We start from the raw sequence: 15883 nt of genomic DNA, 5'->3' as shown, positions 1-15883 counted from the left end.
ACACTGGCCGGCGCTAAAAACCTGCGACACTAAAATATTAACGAGAAATACCATGCGAAACTCCTTTGGTTTTATGTTCTATCTCGCCGGCCTGAGCATGCTGGGTTATCTGGCGACCGATATGTACCTGCCCGCCTTTGGCGCCATGCGGGAGGAACTGCAAATATCCGCCGGCGCGGTCAGCGCCAGCCTGAGCATATTTCTGGCCGGCTTCGCCTTCGCGCAGCTGCTGTGGGGGCCGCTCTCCGACCGGCTGGGCCGCAAACCGGTATTATTGATTGGCCTGACGCTGTTCGCGTTCGGCTGCCTGGGCATGCTGTGGGTGGAAAATGCCGTGCAGCTCTGGATACTGCGCTTTATTCAGGCCGTCGGCGTCTGTTCCGCCGCCGCCATCTGGCAAGCGCTGGTGGTCGACCGCTATCGCGAAGGCCAGGCCAATCGCGTATTCGCCACCATCATGCCGCTGGTCGCGCTGTCGCCGGCGCTGGCGCCGCTGCTTGGCGCCTGGCTGCTTAACCACGCCAGCTGGCGTGCGATCTTCGCCGTGTTGCTGGCTATCACCGCCCTGCTGCTGCTGCCGACGTTGCTGCTCAAAGATCGCGCCAAAACTCAACCCGCCGCCGATGCGCCAAAAAGCAGCGTCAGTTTTTGGCAATTATTGAAATCCCCGGTGTTCAGCGGCAACGTCGCCATGTACGCCGCCTGCTCGGCCGGCTTCTTTGCCTGGTTGACCGGCTCGCCGTTCATCCTTGGTGATATGGGCTATGGCCCGAGCGACATTGGTCTGAGCTATGTGCCGCAGACGCTGGCTTTCCTGCTGGGGGGCTATGGCTGCCGCGCCGCGCTCAAACGCATCAATGGCAAAACCCTGCTGCCGTGGCTGCTGGTAGCTTATGGTGTCAGCATGGTGGCGCTGTATCTGGTGGCGACCGTAACCACTCCGACGCTCACCACGCTGCTGATCCCGTTCTGCGTGATGGCGCTGGTCAACGGCGCGGGCTACCCGATCATGGTGGCGAATGCGCTGATGCCGTTCCCGGAAAGCAGCGGCAAAGCCGCCGCGCTGCAAAATACGCTGCAGTTGGGGCTGTGTTTTGTGGCGAGCATGCTGGTGTCGGCGTTTATTGCCCAGCCGCTGCTGGCGACGGTGACGGTGATGGTGTCTACGGTGATCCTCGCCGCGCTGGGCTATTTCCTCCAGCGGGGAAAAGCGGGCGATGCGCAGCAAAAGGCGCAGCGGAAACATGCTAACTCAGCGTCATAATTGCCAAGCTTAATAATCACTTAAAGAATATGCGCGCCGAGTGCGATTTACAGTTGAGTCAACGCCTCGGCACGCCTATACTCAAAAACAACTTTATAAAGTAACACCTTATAATCTCTATATCTCAATTAGCTCTTGTGTACGCGTCTTGCGTCACACTCTTTTTTAAAGAGGCGTTTATCCTGCGCCATTTGCGTCGGGTCGTTTCTTTAAATTTCCTCTGTTCATAGTCGGATATCAGACGCCGCGGGCTTATTTCCCGTCGGTATACGTATGCACCCGCAGAAATTGTCTAAGCTGTTTCCTAACGGGTCATCAGTCAGAAGAAGGTGATGGAGAAGCTATGAGTTCATCGTGTATAGAAGATCTGAGCATCCAGGATAACCAGTGGTATCGCATCGCGCACGAAATGCTCGGTCTGGCCGGTATCGAAATCAATGGATCGCGCCCTTTCGATATTCAGGTTAAAAATCCCGAATTCTTTAAACGCGTTTTGCAACAAGGGTCACTGGGCCTCGGCGAAAGTTATATGGACGGTTGGTGGGAGTGCGAACGGCTGGATATATTCTTCCAGCGCGTGGTCAGCGCCGGGCTGGAGAAGAAACTTCCCCACCACCTGAAAGATACCCTGCGGATCGCCGCCGCGCGCCTGACCAACCTGCAATCGAAAAAGCGCGCCTGGATCGTCGGCAAAGAACATTACGATCTCGGCAACGATCTGTTTACCCTGATGCTCGATCCTTACATGCAGTATTCCTGTGGCTATTGGAAAGACGCCACCACGCTGGAGGAAGCGCAGGAAGCGAAGCTGCGGATGATCTGCGAAAAACTGCAGCTGCAGCCAGGCATGCGCTTACTGGACATCGGCTGCGGCTGGGGCGGCCTCTCCGCCTATGCGGCGAAGCATTACGGCGTGTCGGTGGTCGGCGTGACCATTTCCGCCGAACAACAGAAGCTGGCCCAGGCTCGCTGCGCCGGGCTGGATGTGCAGATCCTGCTGCAGGATTATCGCGATCTTCATCAGCAGTTTGATCGCATTGTCTCGGTCGGCATGTTCGAGCACGTCGGGCCGAAAAACTACCGCACCTATTTCAATGTGGTAGAGCGCAATTTAGCGCCGCACGGCCTGTTCCTGCTGCACACCATCGGTTCCAACAAAACCGACATGAACGTCGATCCGTGGATCAACAAATATATCTTCCCGAACGGCTGCCTGCCTTCAGTGAGCCATATCGCCGAAGCCAGCGAAGGCCATTTCGTGATGGAAGACTGGCACAACATCGGCGCCGACTACGATCGCACGCTGATGGCCTGGTTCGAGCGCTTCAAACAGGCGTGGCCGCAGCTTGCCCCGCGCTACTCCGAACGCTTCGAGCGGATGTTCAGCTATTACCTGAACGCCTGCGCCGGCGCGTTCCGGGCGCGCGATCTGCAACTGTGGCAGGTGGTATTCAGCCCGAAAGGCGTTGAAGGCGGCATCCGCGTCGCCCGCTAAGCCACTTGCCCGACAAAAAAGGCCCCGGTAGTCACATCGCCGGGGCCTTTTTTGCTCGTTCGAAGCGTACGGCTTAGCCGCAGTAAACGCGGATGATTTTATCGTCGCTGTCGCCAAGGAAGTTCAGGCGGCGCAGGTTGAAATCCATGGTGACGGCAGAGTTGTACGGAATGGCTCGCACCTTGGCGTCGATCCGTACGCCTTCCAGCGAGCTCATCGGTTTGCCGACGAAGTTTTGATACTGTGATGCGCCACAGGTATCGTCCGCATCGGCCATTTGCGCGCCCGCGCCCTGCTCAGGCGAACTGCTGCAGGCGCTCAGCGCCAGCAACGCGGTTAACAACAACGTTTTCCCATAAAACTTCACGCGTTTCTCCTCTCTGCTTATGATTCGATTCCGGCGGCAACGCCCGAATCGCTGTCAGTCTTTGTGCGCCGGCGCCACCGCCGCCGCCAGCGTCGCTTCCCGGTTGGCCAGCACGCGCTCGACGGTGTCCACCACCGCCTGCGTTTGCGGATCGATCTCGATGTTCACCTTGTCGCCGAGGCGTTTTTTACCCAGCGTGGTGCGATCCAGCGTTTCCGGGATCAGGTGCACGCAGAAACGGTTATTCACCACTTCGCCGATGGTCAGGCTAATGCCGTCGATGCCGATGAAACCTTTGTGCAGCACATATTTCATCAATTCCGCATCCGGCATGCGCAGCCATACCTGGCGGTTATTTTCCGAGGTATAAATCTTGGCCACCTCCGCCGTGCAGATAATATGGCCGGACATCAAATGGCCGCCAATTTCATCATTGAACTTCGCCGCGCGCTCGATATTGACGATGTCGCCCAGCGCCAGATCGCCGAGGTTGGTCAGGCGCAACGTTTCTTTGATCAAATCGAAGCTGACGCGGTTGCCTTCCACCGCGGTGACGGTCAGGCAGCAGCCGTTATGGGCCACCGACGCGCCCAGCTCCAGCCCCGGCAGCAGCTCGGTAGGCATTTCGATCACGTGGGTGCGGAAATTGGGTTTCTCATCAATGGCGACCAGCGGCGCGGTGCCTTGTACGATACCGGTGAACATATGTGCCTCTTCTTGCTAAATAGGTTAAAACGCTACCGGCAGTTTGCCCCAGTTGGCGCTGAAAACCAAATCCGCGACGGTAAAAAAGGAATGGCTGCGCATTTAATAACTATTTATCTGCGGCGTTTGCTTAACGACGCCGAGCAGGTACAATCTTTTTGACAAAATTCCGCTATTTTAATTGTTGTCCTCTCGCGGCAGCCCTCCCTCCCACATATATAAATAGAAAAGGTGTATGCGTGCAGAAGTACTTAATTGAAGCGCGTAGTTTATTGGCTCTCGCTATCCCGGTCATTATCGCGCAAATATCGCAAACCGCTATGGGCGTGGTGGATACCATCATGGCCGGCGCTTACAGCGCCACCGACATGGCGGCGGTGGCGGTCGGCACCTCAATCTGGCTGCCGGCCATCCTGTTCGGCCACGGTCTGCTGCTGGCGTTGACCCCGGTTATCGCTCAGCTCAACGGTGCCGGCCGCCGCGATCGTATCGGCCATCAGGTGCGCCAGGGTTTTTGGCTGGCCTCCGGCGTCTCCGTACTGCTGATCGTCGTGCTGTATAACTGCAAGTTCGTCATCGACATGATGCACAACATCGATCCGCAGCTGGCGGATAAAGCCGTCGGCTACCTGCACGCCATCATGTGGGGGGCGCCGGGCTACCTGTTCTTCCAGGTGATGCGCAACCAGTGCGAGGGGTTGTCTAAAACCAAGCCCGGCATGGTGATCGGCTTCCTCGGCCTGCTGGTGAATATCCCGATCAACTACATCTTCATCTACGGCAAGTTCGGCATGCCGGAACTCGGCGGCGTCGGCTGCGGCGTCGCCACCGGCAGCGTCTACTGGATCATGTTCCTGATGATGCGCTGGTACGTGAAGCGCGCGCCGTCGCAGCGCGACATCAAACGCCAGGCCGGCGATCTCGGCGGCCCGGACTGGGCGGCGCTGAAGCGCCTGATCGGCATCGGCATGCCGGTGGCGCTGGCGCTGTTCTTCGAAGTCACGCTGTTCGCCGTGGTGGCGTTGCTGGTTTCGCCGCTCGGGATCGTCGCGGTCGCCGGCCACCAGATCGCGCTTAACTTCAGCGCGCTGATGTTCGTGCTGCCGCTGTCGCTGGGCGTCGGCGCCACCATCCGCGTCGGTTATCGTCTGGGGGAAGGCTCGGTCGAAGGCGCGCGCGTCGCCGCCTATTCCGCCATCGGCGTCGGCATCACCATGGCCGTCTGCACCGCGCTGTTTACCGCCACCTTGCGCGAACCGATCGCTCTGCTGTACAACGACAGCCCGGCGGTGGTGGCTATGGCCTCGCAGCTGATGCTGTTGGCGGCGCTGTACCAAATTTCGGACTCGATCCAGGTGATCGGCAGCGGCGTGCTACGTGGTTATAAAGACACCCGAGCGATCTTCTTCATCACCTTTATCGCTTATTGGGTATTGGGCCTGCCGAGCGGCTATCTGCTGGCGTTAACCGACGTGGTGGTGCCGGCAATGGGGCCAAGCGGCTTCTGGATCGGCTTTATCATTGGCCTGACCTTCGCCGCCATCATGATGGCGCTGCGTATGCGCTGGCTGCAGAAACAGCCGACCGCCGTCATCCTGCAGCGATCCACGCGCTGAATCCGCTCCCGGCCGGTTTCATCCCCGGCCGGGCTGCGGTTTGCGGAAAAAAACGCCGGACTGCGCACAACCTCAGCAATCGCGTGAAATACCGAATAAAATTGCGCTTTTCCCCTTGCCAGCGCGCAGGTAGCTCGTTAATATTCGTCCCCGCTGTCAGCCATGACAGACAGGAAAAGATGCGTCCGTAGCTCAGTTGGTTAGAGCACCACCTTGACATGGTGGGGGTCGGTGGTTCGAGTCCACTCGGACGCACCAAATTCCAGAAGCAGTACAGTGCGTCCGTAGCTCAGTTGGTTAGAGCACCACCTTGACATGGTGGGGGTCGGTGGTTCGAGTCCACTCGGACGCACCAAATTCCAGAAGCAGTGCAGTGCGTCCGTAGCTCAGTTGGTTAGAGCACCACCTTGACATGGTGGGGGTCGGTGGTTCGAGTCCACTCGGACGCACCATATTGCTGATTTATCTCTCCCCCTATCGCGTTATACTTCCCGTTGTTTCGTCTCTGCTCGACCGCTCGATTTCTCATGTCGATTGCGCCGAACTACCGCCATCCACCATCAGGAACGCCACATGACCACCTTCACCGCCAAAACCGCCTTTTTACCGCTCGACAATGGCCTTGCCCGCCGTGAAGGGGTGATGAGCGACGGTTCGCCGGCGGCGGAAGTGCGTTTCGAGGCCGGCGCCTTTGGCCAACTGCAAAAGCCCCCGCATGCGCTGCAAACCCGGGTGATATCGGGTGAATTCGAGTTCACCCTCGGCGGCGATACGCGGACAGTACGGGCCGGCGAGAGCCTGATCCTGCCGGCCAACGTCGCCAGCGGCTGCTTCTGCCTGAGCGCCGGCGTGCTGCTGGAAATCCCGCAAACGCGCTAAGCCGCATTTACAGCAAGGTTATTTGCGCAACAAGCTGTACGCAACGCGTTGCATTTGCGCCACATTTGCCCCCGTTTTGACATATCCGCCACACCGCTGCGGTTTTTTATTTTGTTTCCCGCCGCTTAGCCTTTATAATGCGCAACGTCTATCAGTTGAATGGTTTCAGCCCTTGATCTGCGAAAACGCAATAACAACACGATTTCATCTCACCCCGTTGCGCAGCATCTCCGCGCCCCCGCGCGGGCTGAATTTTTCCGCCCCACTTCAACTGTCGTCACCTATCCTTAACTATGTTTTTCACCACCAGGCACAGGCACGGCTCAAATTCCCTATCGGCGTAAATAGCGCCGGTCAAATTCGTTTTTTTATCCATCACAACTTGTAGAAAACTCCGCCATGAAAAAGACCAAAATTGTTTGTACCATCGGTCCAAAAACCGAATCGGAAGAAATGCTGACCAACCTGCTCAATGCGGGCATGAACGTGATGCGTCTCAACTTCTCTCACGGCGACTATGAAGAGCACGGCAACCGCATCAAGAACATGCGCGCCGTGATGGCGAAAACCGGTATCAACGCCGGCATCCTGCTGGATACCAAAGGCCCGGAAATTCGCACCATGAAATTGGAAGGCGGTAAAGACGCCTCGCTGGTCGCCGGCCAAACCTTCACCTTCACCACCGACCAGAGTGTGATCGGCAACAGCGATCGCGTAGCGGTCACCTACGCCGGCTTCGCCGCCGACCTGAAGATCGGTAACACCGTGCTGGTTGACGACGGCCTGATCGGCATGGAAGTCACCAACGTGACCGAGAACGAAGTCGTTTGTAAGGTGCTGAACAACGGCGATCTGGGCGAGAACAAAGGCGTCAACCTGCCGGGCGTGTCCATCCAGCTGCCTGCGCTGGCCGAAAAAGACAAACGCGACCTGATCTTCGGCTGCGAGCAAGGCGTCGACTTCGTGGCGGCGTCCTTCATCCGTAAACGTTCCGACGTGCTGGAGATCCGCGAGCACCTGAAAGCGCACGGCGGCGAGCAGATCCAGATCATCTCCAAGATCGAGAACCAGGAAGGCCTGAACAACTTCGACGAAATCCTCGAAGCATCCGACGGCATCATGGTTGCCCGCGGCGATCTGGGCGTGGAGATCCCGGTCGAAGAAGTGATCTTCGCCCAGAAGATGATGATCGAAAAATGCAACCGTGCGCGTAAAGTGGTGATCACCGCCACCCAGATGCTCGATTCCATGATCAAAAACCCGCGCCCTACCCGTGCGGAAGCCGGCGACGTTGCCAACGCCATCCTGGACGGCACCGATGCTGTCATGCTGTCCGGCGAGAGCGCCAAGGGCAAATATCCGCTGGAAGCGGTCAACATCATGGCGACCATCTGCGAGCGCACCGATCGCGTGATGCCAAGCCGCATCGACTCCCTGAACGATCGCCGCAAGCTGCGCATCACCGAAGCGGTGTGCCGTGGCGCGGTTGAAACCGCCGAGAAACTGGACGCGCCGCTGATCGTCGTCGCCACCAGCGGCGGCAAGTCAGCGAAATCCGTGCGTAAATACTTCCCGAACGCGGTGATCCTGGCGCTGACCACCAATGAGACTACCGCGCATCAGCTGGTGCTGAGCAAAGGCGTCATCCCGCAGATGGTCAAGGAAATCGCTTCTACCGACGACTTCTACCGCATCGGTAAAGAAGCCGCGCTGGCCAGCGGCCTGGCGCAAAAAGGCGACGTCGTGGTGATGGTTTCCGGCGCGCTGGTGCCGAGCGGCACCACCAACACTGCCTCGGTACACGTGCTGTAATATAAAACGTGACATAATTGCCTTGATCAAAACGCCGCTTTGCGGCGTTTTTTTTATCAGCAGTAACCTATTTTTCTCAAAACGCAACCGCGGACCGCTCATTATTTAGCTAATAAAGAATCGGAGTAGTCCCATGGAAGCCGGCTGTTTTCCCTCGTTTTTTTAACTAATTTGTAAAACCAGATGCAAGTTTGAGCGAACGATCAAAATAAAGCACCTCAACACTAAAAAATTATTCTCTTTCGAAAAAAGTTTGTGTAATACTTGTAACGCTACATGGAGATTAACTCAATCTAGAGGGTGTTATAATGAATCGTACTAAACTGGTACTGGGCGCGGTAATCCTGGGTTCCACTCTGCTGGCTGGCTGCTCTAGCAACGCTAAAATCGATCAACTGTCTTCTGACGTTCAGACTCTGAACGCTAAAGTTGATCAGCTGAGCAACGACGTGAACGCAATGCGTTCTGACGTTCAAGCTGCTAAAGACGACGCAGCACGCGCTAACCAGCGTCTGGACAACCAAGCTCACGCTTACAAAAAGTAAGATAGCTTTGGTTATTGAAAACGGCGCACATTGTGCGCCGTTTTTTTTCGCCTGTATCCTGGACTGATTTTTCCTGCATAGCGGGCAAAAAAAGAGGTTCAGCACGCTGAACCCCTCTTCGACCGCTCAATCTTGCAAACTTAGTTCACCGAACTGATTGGCGCTGCCTTGAATGGGCTCTTATTCGCCGCAGGCGCCGCTGCAGGCGTTAAACTCACCTCAGACGGACTCTCCCCTACGTTGACCAGCACCGGCATGCCAGAACGGCGTACAACCGCGCTATCGAACACGGCGCGATCGGTCTGACCATCCGCAGCAAAGGCTTTCTCCGCTTTAGACAACGCGATCGGCATGGTCTGCGGATCGTCGCTTTCTACCCGCGACAGCGGCTGGTGCACTTCCACATAGCGTTTGCCGTCCGGCTCAACCGAAATCTTCACCGGATCGTTGATCACCTGCACCCGTGTACCACGCGGCACCTGATTGAACAGCGCTTCGATGTCCGTCGGACGCAGGCGAATGCAGCCGGAGCTGACACGCATGCCGATACCGAAGTTGGCGTTGGTGCCGTGGATCAGGTATTCACCGCGCCCCATCGCCAGACGCAGGGCGAACAGCCCCATCGGGTTCTCAGGCCCGGCCGGCACCACTGCAGGCAGCGTCACGCCCTGGGACTGATAGCGCTTGCGGATGTTGGCGGTGGGCGTCCAGGTCGGGTTAGGGATCTTCTGGCTGATGGAGGTCACTTCCAGCGGCGTGTGCATCCCGGTCTGGCCGATGCCGATCGGATAGACGATCACTTTGTTCTCGCCTTTCGGGTAGTAGTAAAGACGCAGCTCGGCCAGATTGACGATAATCCCTTCACGCTTAGTGTCAGGCAGCAGCATTTGGGTCGGAATGGTCAGCACCGTGCCTGGCTTGGGCAGGAACGGATCGGTGCCAGGGTTGGCTTCCAGCATGCCCAGCAGGCCAATCTTGTAGTCGGCGGCGATCGCCTCCAGCGGACGGCCGTCGTTTGGCACGGTATAAGTGGTGTTTTCACCGATCAGACGGCTGTCTGGCGGCGGCAGCGGGTACTCGGTCGCACTGGCGGCCTGCGTGCCGGCCAGTACGGTGGCGAAGACCATGCCCATTAAACTCAACGCACGTTTCATTATCATCCCTATATTTTTTATGACGGTTCGCCCCCAAGGCTAACGAGCGCCCGACGGTGGGTAAATCAGACAATACCTGATTAATACTAGCAACGCTGGCATCAAAGGCAATAAGTTCTCTAAAAATCAACACGTTATAACGTAATCGCCGTCGTTGATTGTCAACGAAACGTCAATAGGTAAGCTGCTGAAATATCACTGAATTGGGGGATGGTTCCTGGGGAAAACAACGGATTGTAAAGACTCATTGACAAAGCGAATATATCAATGAGCCTTGAGGAGAAAGGCGTTAAGGATCAGGCCAGCTGCGCCGCTTTACTGCGAATGGCACGGATCATCGCCTCCAGCCCCTGCGAGCGTGAAGGCGTCAGATGTTGGCTGAGCGCCAGTTCGCCGAAAAACGGCCGCACATCGAGATCGACGATCTGTTGTGGCGTTAATTGACGATAAAGAATAAACACCACCGCCAGCAGCCCTTTGACGATCGCCGCATCGCTGTCGCCGTGAAACTCGACCTGCCCCTGCTCATCGAGACGCATCACGATCCACACCTGGCTCTGACAGCCGGAAATCAGGTTGCCGGCCTGCCGCTCGGCCTCGTCCAGCGGCGGCAACTTGGCGCCAAGTTCAATCACGTACAGGTATTTCTCCTCCCAGTTCAGACAGCGGGAGAAATTACGCACCAATTTATCTTTGTCCGGCAAATTCGCCATGGGGATCCTTTTGTACCGCCGGGGACGCGCCCCGGCCTAACCTAATAGCTGATGAATGCGTTGCAGCCCGGCCACCAGCCGGTCCACCTCTTCGCGGGTATTATATAACGCCAGCGAAGCGCGGCACATGCTCGGCACCTGATAAAACGCCATCAGTGGCATGGCGCAGTGATGGCCGGTGCGAATGGCGATGCCATACTGATCGAGGAAGCTGCCGACGTCATAGGCGTGGTGTTCTCCCAAATTAAAGGCGATCACCCCGGCCCGATGTGCCGGACCATAGATTTTCAGCGTCGGCACCTGCTTGAGCGCCTCGAGCGCGTAGTGCATCAGCGACTGTTCATAATCGTGGATCGCATTCAGACCCAGGGCTTCGACGTAATCGAACGCCGCCCCCAGCCCCATGATGCCGGCGGTGTTCGGCGAACCCGCCTCGAAGCGCCACGGCGGATCGGCGAAGGTGGTGCCCGCCGTCAGGCTGACCTGGCGGATCATCGAGCCGCCCCCTTCCCACGGTGGCATCTGCTGCAGCAGCGCCTGGCGGCCATACAGCATGCCGATACCGGAAGGGCCGTACAGCTTGTGGCCGGAAAACACGTAAAAATCGCAGTCTAGCGCCTGGACATCGACGCGCTGGTGCATCACCGCCTGCGCGCCGTCCACCAGCACCGTCAGATCCGGCGCCAGGGCTCTGGCACCGGCGATGATGTCGCGCACCGGGTTGACGGTGCCCAGCACATTGGAGACCTCGGTCAGCGCCAGCAGTTTGCAGGACGCGTCGACCAGCTCCGGCAACCGCGCCAGATCCAGCGTGCCGTCGGGCTGCAGCGGCCAAACCCGCAGCTGCAACCCACGCTCCTGCGCCAGCATCTGCCAGGGCACGATGTTGGCGTGGTGTTCCATCTCGGTGATGAGAATCGCATCGCCCGGCTGCAGCAGGTGGCGGCCAAAGCTGTTGGCCACCAGGTTGATGCCTTCGGTGGTGCCCTTGACGAACACCATCTCTTCCGCCGAGGCGGCGTTGATAAAGCGCGCCGCCTGTTCCCGCACCGCTTCCATCTGCTGAGTCGCCTCGGCGCTCAAGGTGTGAATGCCGCGATGCACCGCGGCATAGCCGTGGCGATAGAAATCCAGCTCGCGGTCGATCACCACCTGCGGTTTCTGCGCGCTGGCGGCGCTGTCGAGATAGGCCAGCGGTTGGCCGTTCACCTCACGCGCCAGCAGCGGGAAATCGCCGCGCACGCGTTCAATCGGATAACTCATGCAGCCTCCCCCGGCAGGCGCTGGGCGATGCGTGCCAGCACCCGCTCCCGGATGATGTCGTTGGCGATGCCTTCGGTCAGCTCGGCGGCGAAGGCGAAGATGATCATCTGCTGTGCCGCGTGCTTGTCGATACCGCGCGACTGCAGATAGAACAGCTGCTCTTCATCGATGCGCCCTACGGTGGCGCCGTGGCTGCACTTGACGTCATCGGCGTAGATCTCCAGCTGCGGCTTAGTGTCCACTTCCGCCACCTTACCCAACAGCAGGTTATGGTTGGTCATCTGGCCGTCGGTTTTAATCGCGTGCTTGGCCACTTTGATCATGCCGTTGAACACCGCCTTGCCGCGATCGCTGACCACGGTTTTATGCAGCTGGCGGCTTTCGCAATAGCCCTTGTTGTGCTCCAGATAGGTACGGGTATCGCAGATCTCTTTGCCCACCGGCAGCACCAGGCTGTTGATCACCAGGTTCGCGCCTTCGCCGTTCAGCTGCGCGCTGGTGTTATGCCGCGTCAAGCCGGCGCCCAGCAGGAAGCTGTCGCTTTTCACCCGCGCGTCGCGGCCAATGACCAAATCGTTATGGGCAAAGTGGTAGCTTGGCTGGCTCTCAAACGCCAGCTTGCAGTGCAACAGTCCGGCGTTGTCCGCCACGTTGGCGGTCAGGCGTGCACCGGTGAAGTGCGCGGCCTCGCCCAGGCTGACGTAGTGTTCGATCACTTCCGCCTCGGCCCCGCGCCCAATCTCCAGATGATGGCGGTGATGCACGGTGTTCACTTCCCCGCTGGCGCCGCGTCCGCTGCTGATATGCAGCAGGTACAGCGGACGAGCCGGGGCCTTGTCGGCCGGCAGGCGAATCAGGCTGGTTTCCTGCGCCAGGCTTTCGGTCAGGTGCAGGAAAATTTCCGGTTGGATCGCCTCCGGCAGCGCCTGTGGCGTGCCGTAGGCGGTCAACTCGAACTGGTAGTCGCCCAGATCGTCATCGCTCAGCGCGGCGCTGTAGCGGCCGTCGATAAACACCAGCCGGCAGGCATCGATGCCGAGCGCCAGCGCCTCGAGCTGCTCTGCGCTCACCAATGCGGGCTGCGGCTCGAGGAACTGCTGCTCCAGCAGGCTCTCCAGCGGCGTGTATTTCCAGTTTTCATGCTTGCGCGTCGGCCAGCCGAGGCGCAGCGCCTGCTGCCAGTGCGCCAGCGCATGCGGCGAACGCTCGCCGCCGCGGCCTTCGAACAGGCGATACAGCTGCTGCAGCGCGTTTGAATTACTGTTGGTCGGTAAGCCAGCCATAGCCCTGCTCCTCCAACTGTTTTACCAGCGAGAAATCGCCGGATTTGACGATGCGCCCCTGCGACAGCACGTGTACGTAATCCGGTTGGATGTAGTCCAGAATGCGCTGGTAGTGGGTGACGATGATAAAGGCGCGCTTGCCGTCCCGCAGCGAGTTGACGCCGTTGGCGACGATCTTGAGCGCATCGATGTCCAGACCGGAGTCGGTTTCATCGAGAATGCACAGATCCGGCTCCAGCGCCGCCATCTGCAGAATGTCGTTGCGCTTTTTCTCGCCGCCTGAGAAACCGACGTTGACCGAACGGGTCAGCAGGTCGGCCGGCATGTCCAGCAGCGCGATTTTCTCTTCGATGAAATCGGCGAAGTCAAAGCGATCCAGCGGCTCCTGCTCGCGGTATTTGCGCACCGCGTTGACCGAGGTCTGCAGGAAGAAGTGGTTGCTGACGCCGGGGATCTCCACCGGGTACTGGAAGGCCAGAAACACGCCCTCGCCGGCGCGGTCTTCCGGATCAAGCTCCAGCAGATCCTTGCCCTTGAAGGTGACTTCCCCTTCGGTCACTTCGTACTCTTCACGCCCGGCCAGCGTGGCGGACAGCGTGCTCTTGCCCGAGCCGTTCGGCCCCATGATGGCATGCACTTCGCCCGGTTTGATCTCCAGATCCAATCCCTTGAGGATCTCGTTGCCTTCCACGCTGACTTTCAAATTCTTGATGCTTAACATGCTGTGTCCTCAGATAGCGCCGACGGCGCTAAAAATGCGGCGATTAACCCACGCTGTGTTCCAGGCTGATGGCCAGAAGTTTCTGCGCCTCGACGGCGAACTCCAGCGGCAGCTCGGAGAAAACGTCCTTGCAGAAACCGTTGACGATCATCGAAATGGCGTCATCCTCGCTGATGCCGCGCTGCAGGCAGTAGAACAGCTGGTCGTCGCCGATCTTCGAGGTGGTGGCTTCGTGCTCCAGCTGAGCGCTGTTGTTGCGCGCTTCAACGTAAGGGAACGTGTGGGCACCGCTGTCCGGCCCGATCAGCATCGAGTCGCACTGGGTAAAGTTACGGGCGTTTTCCGCCCCCGGCAGGATTTTCACCAGGCCGCGATAGGTGTTCTCGCTGTGGCCGGCGGAGATGCCTTTGGCGATGATGGTCGACTTGGTGTTTTTGCCGATGTGGATCATCTTGGTGCCGGTGTCCGCCTGCTGATGGCCGCTGGTCAGCGCCACCGAGAAGAATTCGCCGATCGAATTGTCGCCCTGCAGGATCACGCTCGGGTATTTCCAGGTGATGGCCGAGCCGGTTTCCGACTGGGTCCAGGACATTTTTGAGCCGGCGCCTTCGCACAGCGCGCGCTTGGTGACGAAGTTGAGGATACCGCCCTTGCTCTCACCGCCGGAGAACCAGTTCTGCACCGTCGAGTATTTCACTTCGGCGTCTTTATGCAGGATTACTTCCACCACCGCCGCGTGCAGCTGATAGCTGTCGCGCACCGGGGCAGAACAGCCTTCGATGTAGCTGACATAGCTGCCTTCGTCGGCGATCAGGATGGTTCGCTCGAACTGGCCGGTTTTGGCGGCGTTGATACGGAAATAGGTCGACAGCTCCATCGGGCATCGCACGCCCTTCGGCACATAGACGAAGGTGCCGTCAGAGGCCACCGCGGCGTTCAGCGCAGCGAAGAAGTTATCGTTGGACGGCACTACGCGCCCCAGGTACTGACGCACCAGATCCGGGTATTCCTGGATAGCTTCGCCGAACGAGCAGAAGATCACCCCGCTCTCCGCCAGTTTTTCACGGTAAGTGGTAGCGACCGATACTGAGTCGAAGATGGCGTCCACCGCCACTTCGCTGCCCTCGCGCACCGGCACGCCGAGCTGATTGAACGCCAGCTCCACTTCGCTGGTCAGGTAATCTTTTTCCGTCGCCGCGCCCGGTTGCTGCTCGGCGCCGGGTTGCGAACCGCAGGCATCGTCGCAGCTGCCGCAGGACGGCGCCGAATAGTAACTGTAGTCCTGGTAGTTAAGGCGTTCGTAATTGGCCTTCAGCCAGTGCGGCTCTTCCATCTGCAGCCAGGCGCGGTAGGCCTCGAGGCGGAATTCCAGCATCCACTCGGGTTCGTTGCGCTTGGCCGAGATGGCGCGAACCACCTCTTCGTTGATGCCTTTGGCCAACTCATCGGTTGCCAGCTGGGTGAAGAAACCTTCTTTGTAGCGACCTTCGCTGACCCAAGCCTGCACTTCATTAGGCATTTCTACATTGCTTCGTGTCATGTTGATTGCATCGCTCAAACGCCAAAGCTCTCGCCGCACCCGCAGGCATGCTGAGCTTTAGGGTTGTTGAATTTGAATATCTGATTCAGCCCTTCGCGGACGTAATCTACCGTGGTGCCATCGATGAACGGCATGGCCTTCAGCGGCACATAGAGTTTGGCGCCGTCGCGCTCAAACAGCAGATCGTCATCGGCGGGTTCGCGGGTCAGATCCAGCACATAGGCAAAGCCGGCGCAGCCGGATTGTTTCACCCCTAGCTGCAGCCCTTTCACCTGCGGATCCTGCTGCATCAGTTTCGTTATTTGTCGTACGGCGCTGTCGCTGAGCGAAATGCCTTGCCAGACATTTTCATCCAGAGAAAAAGTGCCGACATTTTCCGTTTGCATAGGGTCTACCTCACACTCGTGTTTGGCCACAGCCAATCTGGGTTGCTTATATGTTAGTGATAACGATTATCACTTCAACCGTTTGTTTTGCGGGGGTATCCACCGCGAGCGCGGTTTTTCGCTGCGGCGTGCGGCAAGCC

General features: G+C 58.5%; 15 protein-coding genes and 3 tRNA genes. 9 read left to right on the top strand and 9 right to left on the bottom strand.

What is annotated here, in order from left to right:
* Positions 1-52: 52 nt before the first annotated feature.
* On the top strand, positions 53-1264 hold the full coding sequence (gene punC, locus GUC32_RS10865) for a purine nucleoside transporter PunC (protein ID WP_049204292.1): 1212 nt from the start codon (positions 53-55) through the stop codon (positions 1262-1264).
* A 343-nt stretch (positions 1265-1607) separates the two neighbouring features.
* On the top strand, positions 1608-2759 hold the full coding sequence (gene cfa, locus GUC32_RS10860; protein ID WP_043141148.1) for a cyclopropane fatty acyl phospholipid synthase: 1152 nt from the start codon (positions 1608-1610) through the stop codon (positions 2757-2759).
* 73 nt (positions 2760-2832) lie between these two features.
* Here cfa and GUC32_RS10855 read toward each other — a convergent pair whose 3' ends face one another.
* Entirely contained in the window at positions 2833-3126 is a 294-nt protein-coding gene (locus tag GUC32_RS10855; protein WP_049207088.1) for an I78 family peptidase inhibitor, read from the bottom strand.
* Positions 3127-3180: 54 nt separating this feature from the next.
* Positions 3181-3831 carry a riboflavin synthase gene (locus GUC32_RS10850; protein ID WP_025302652.1) on the bottom strand — a complete coding sequence of 217 codons (651 nt, stop codon included), beginning with the start codon at positions 3829-3831 and terminating at the stop codon, positions 3181-3183.
* Between the two features lie 239 nt (positions 3832-4070).
* Between GUC32_RS10850 and GUC32_RS10845 the strand changes: the two genes are divergently transcribed.
* The 7 genes from GUC32_RS10845 to GUC32_RS10815 all read left to right on the top strand — a co-directional run bounded on the left by GUC32_RS10845 (position 4071) and on the right by GUC32_RS10815 (position 8683).
* Positions 4071-5447 carry an MATE family efflux transporter gene (locus tag GUC32_RS10845; protein ID WP_043141143.1) on the top strand — a complete coding sequence of 459 codons (1377 nt, stop codon included), beginning with the start codon at positions 4071-4073 and terminating at the stop codon, positions 5445-5447.
* A gap of 181 nt (positions 5448-5628) precedes the next feature.
* Positions 5629-5705 (top strand) — tRNA-Val (locus GUC32_RS10840).
* 20 nt (positions 5706-5725) lie between these two features.
* Positions 5726-5802 (top strand) — tRNA-Val (locus GUC32_RS10835).
* 20 nt (positions 5803-5822) lie between these two features.
* Positions 5823-5899, top strand: a tRNA-Val gene (locus tag GUC32_RS10830).
* Between the two features lie 121 nt (positions 5900-6020).
* Positions 6021-6326 carry a cupin gene (locus GUC32_RS10825; protein WP_025302650.1) on the top strand — a complete coding sequence of 102 codons (306 nt, stop codon included), beginning with the start codon at positions 6021-6023 and terminating at the stop codon, positions 6324-6326.
* A gap of 399 nt (positions 6327-6725) precedes the next feature.
* On the top strand, positions 6726-8138 hold the full coding sequence (gene pykF, locus GUC32_RS10820) for a pyruvate kinase PykF (protein ID WP_025302649.1): 1413 nt from the start codon (positions 6726-6728) through the stop codon (positions 8136-8138).
* A gap of 308 nt (positions 8139-8446) precedes the next feature.
* On the top strand, positions 8447-8683 hold the full coding sequence (locus GUC32_RS10815; protein ID WP_004931354.1) for a major outer membrane lipoprotein: 237 nt from the start codon (positions 8447-8449) through the stop codon (positions 8681-8683).
* A 140-nt stretch (positions 8684-8823) separates the two neighbouring features.
* Here the strand turns inward: GUC32_RS10815 and GUC32_RS10810 are convergent, their stop codons facing one another.
* The 7 genes from GUC32_RS10810 to sufA all read right to left on the bottom strand — a co-directional run bounded on the left by GUC32_RS10810 (position 8824) and on the right by sufA (position 15743).
* Entirely contained in the window at positions 8824-9837 is a 1014-nt protein-coding gene (locus GUC32_RS10810) for a L,D-transpeptidase family protein (protein WP_025302648.1), read from the bottom strand.
* 296 nt (positions 9838-10133) lie between these two features.
* Positions 10134-10550: a cysteine desulfuration protein SufE gene (sufE, locus tag GUC32_RS10805; protein WP_025302647.1), complete on the bottom strand. Its 417-nt coding sequence runs from the start codon at positions 10548-10550 to the stop codon at positions 10134-10136.
* A 36-nt stretch (positions 10551-10586) separates the two neighbouring features.
* Positions 10587-11813 (bottom strand): cysteine desulfurase SufS, encoded by a 1227-nt coding sequence (sufS, locus tag GUC32_RS10800; protein ID WP_099816795.1) that lies wholly within the window; start codon positions 11811-11813, stop codon positions 10587-10589.
* Positions 11810-13096 carry a Fe-S cluster assembly protein SufD gene (sufD, locus tag GUC32_RS10795; protein ID WP_049209413.1) on the bottom strand — a complete coding sequence of 429 codons (1287 nt, stop codon included), beginning with the start codon at positions 13094-13096 and terminating at the stop codon, positions 11810-11812. Before sufD ends, sufS begins: the two co-directional genes overlap by 4 nt.
* Complete coding sequence (gene sufC / locus GUC32_RS10790) at positions 13071-13817, bottom strand: Fe-S cluster assembly ATPase SufC (protein ID WP_016927936.1); 747 nt, start codon at positions 13815-13817, stop codon at positions 13071-13073. Before sufC ends, sufD begins: the two co-directional genes overlap by 26 nt.
* A 43-nt stretch (positions 13818-13860) precedes the next feature.
* Entirely contained in the window at positions 13861-15357 is a 1497-nt protein-coding gene (gene sufB, locus GUC32_RS10785; protein ID WP_025302644.1) for a Fe-S cluster assembly protein SufB, read from the bottom strand.
* 14 nt (positions 15358-15371) lie between these two features.
* Positions 15372-15743: a Fe-S cluster assembly scaffold SufA gene (gene sufA / locus GUC32_RS10780; protein WP_004931368.1), complete on the bottom strand. Its 372-nt coding sequence runs from the start codon at positions 15741-15743 to the stop codon at positions 15372-15374.
* Positions 15744-15883: the final 140 nt, after the last annotated feature.

Origin of the sequence: Serratia sp. NGAS9 (assembly GCF_009905295.1) — a bacterium.
Lineage (GTDB): Bacteria > Pseudomonadota > Gammaproteobacteria > Enterobacterales > Enterobacteriaceae > Serratia > Serratia bockelmannii.
The sequence above is the reverse complement of the archived record's forward strand: the minus strand, read 5'-3'. Positions and strand labels throughout refer to the sequence as shown.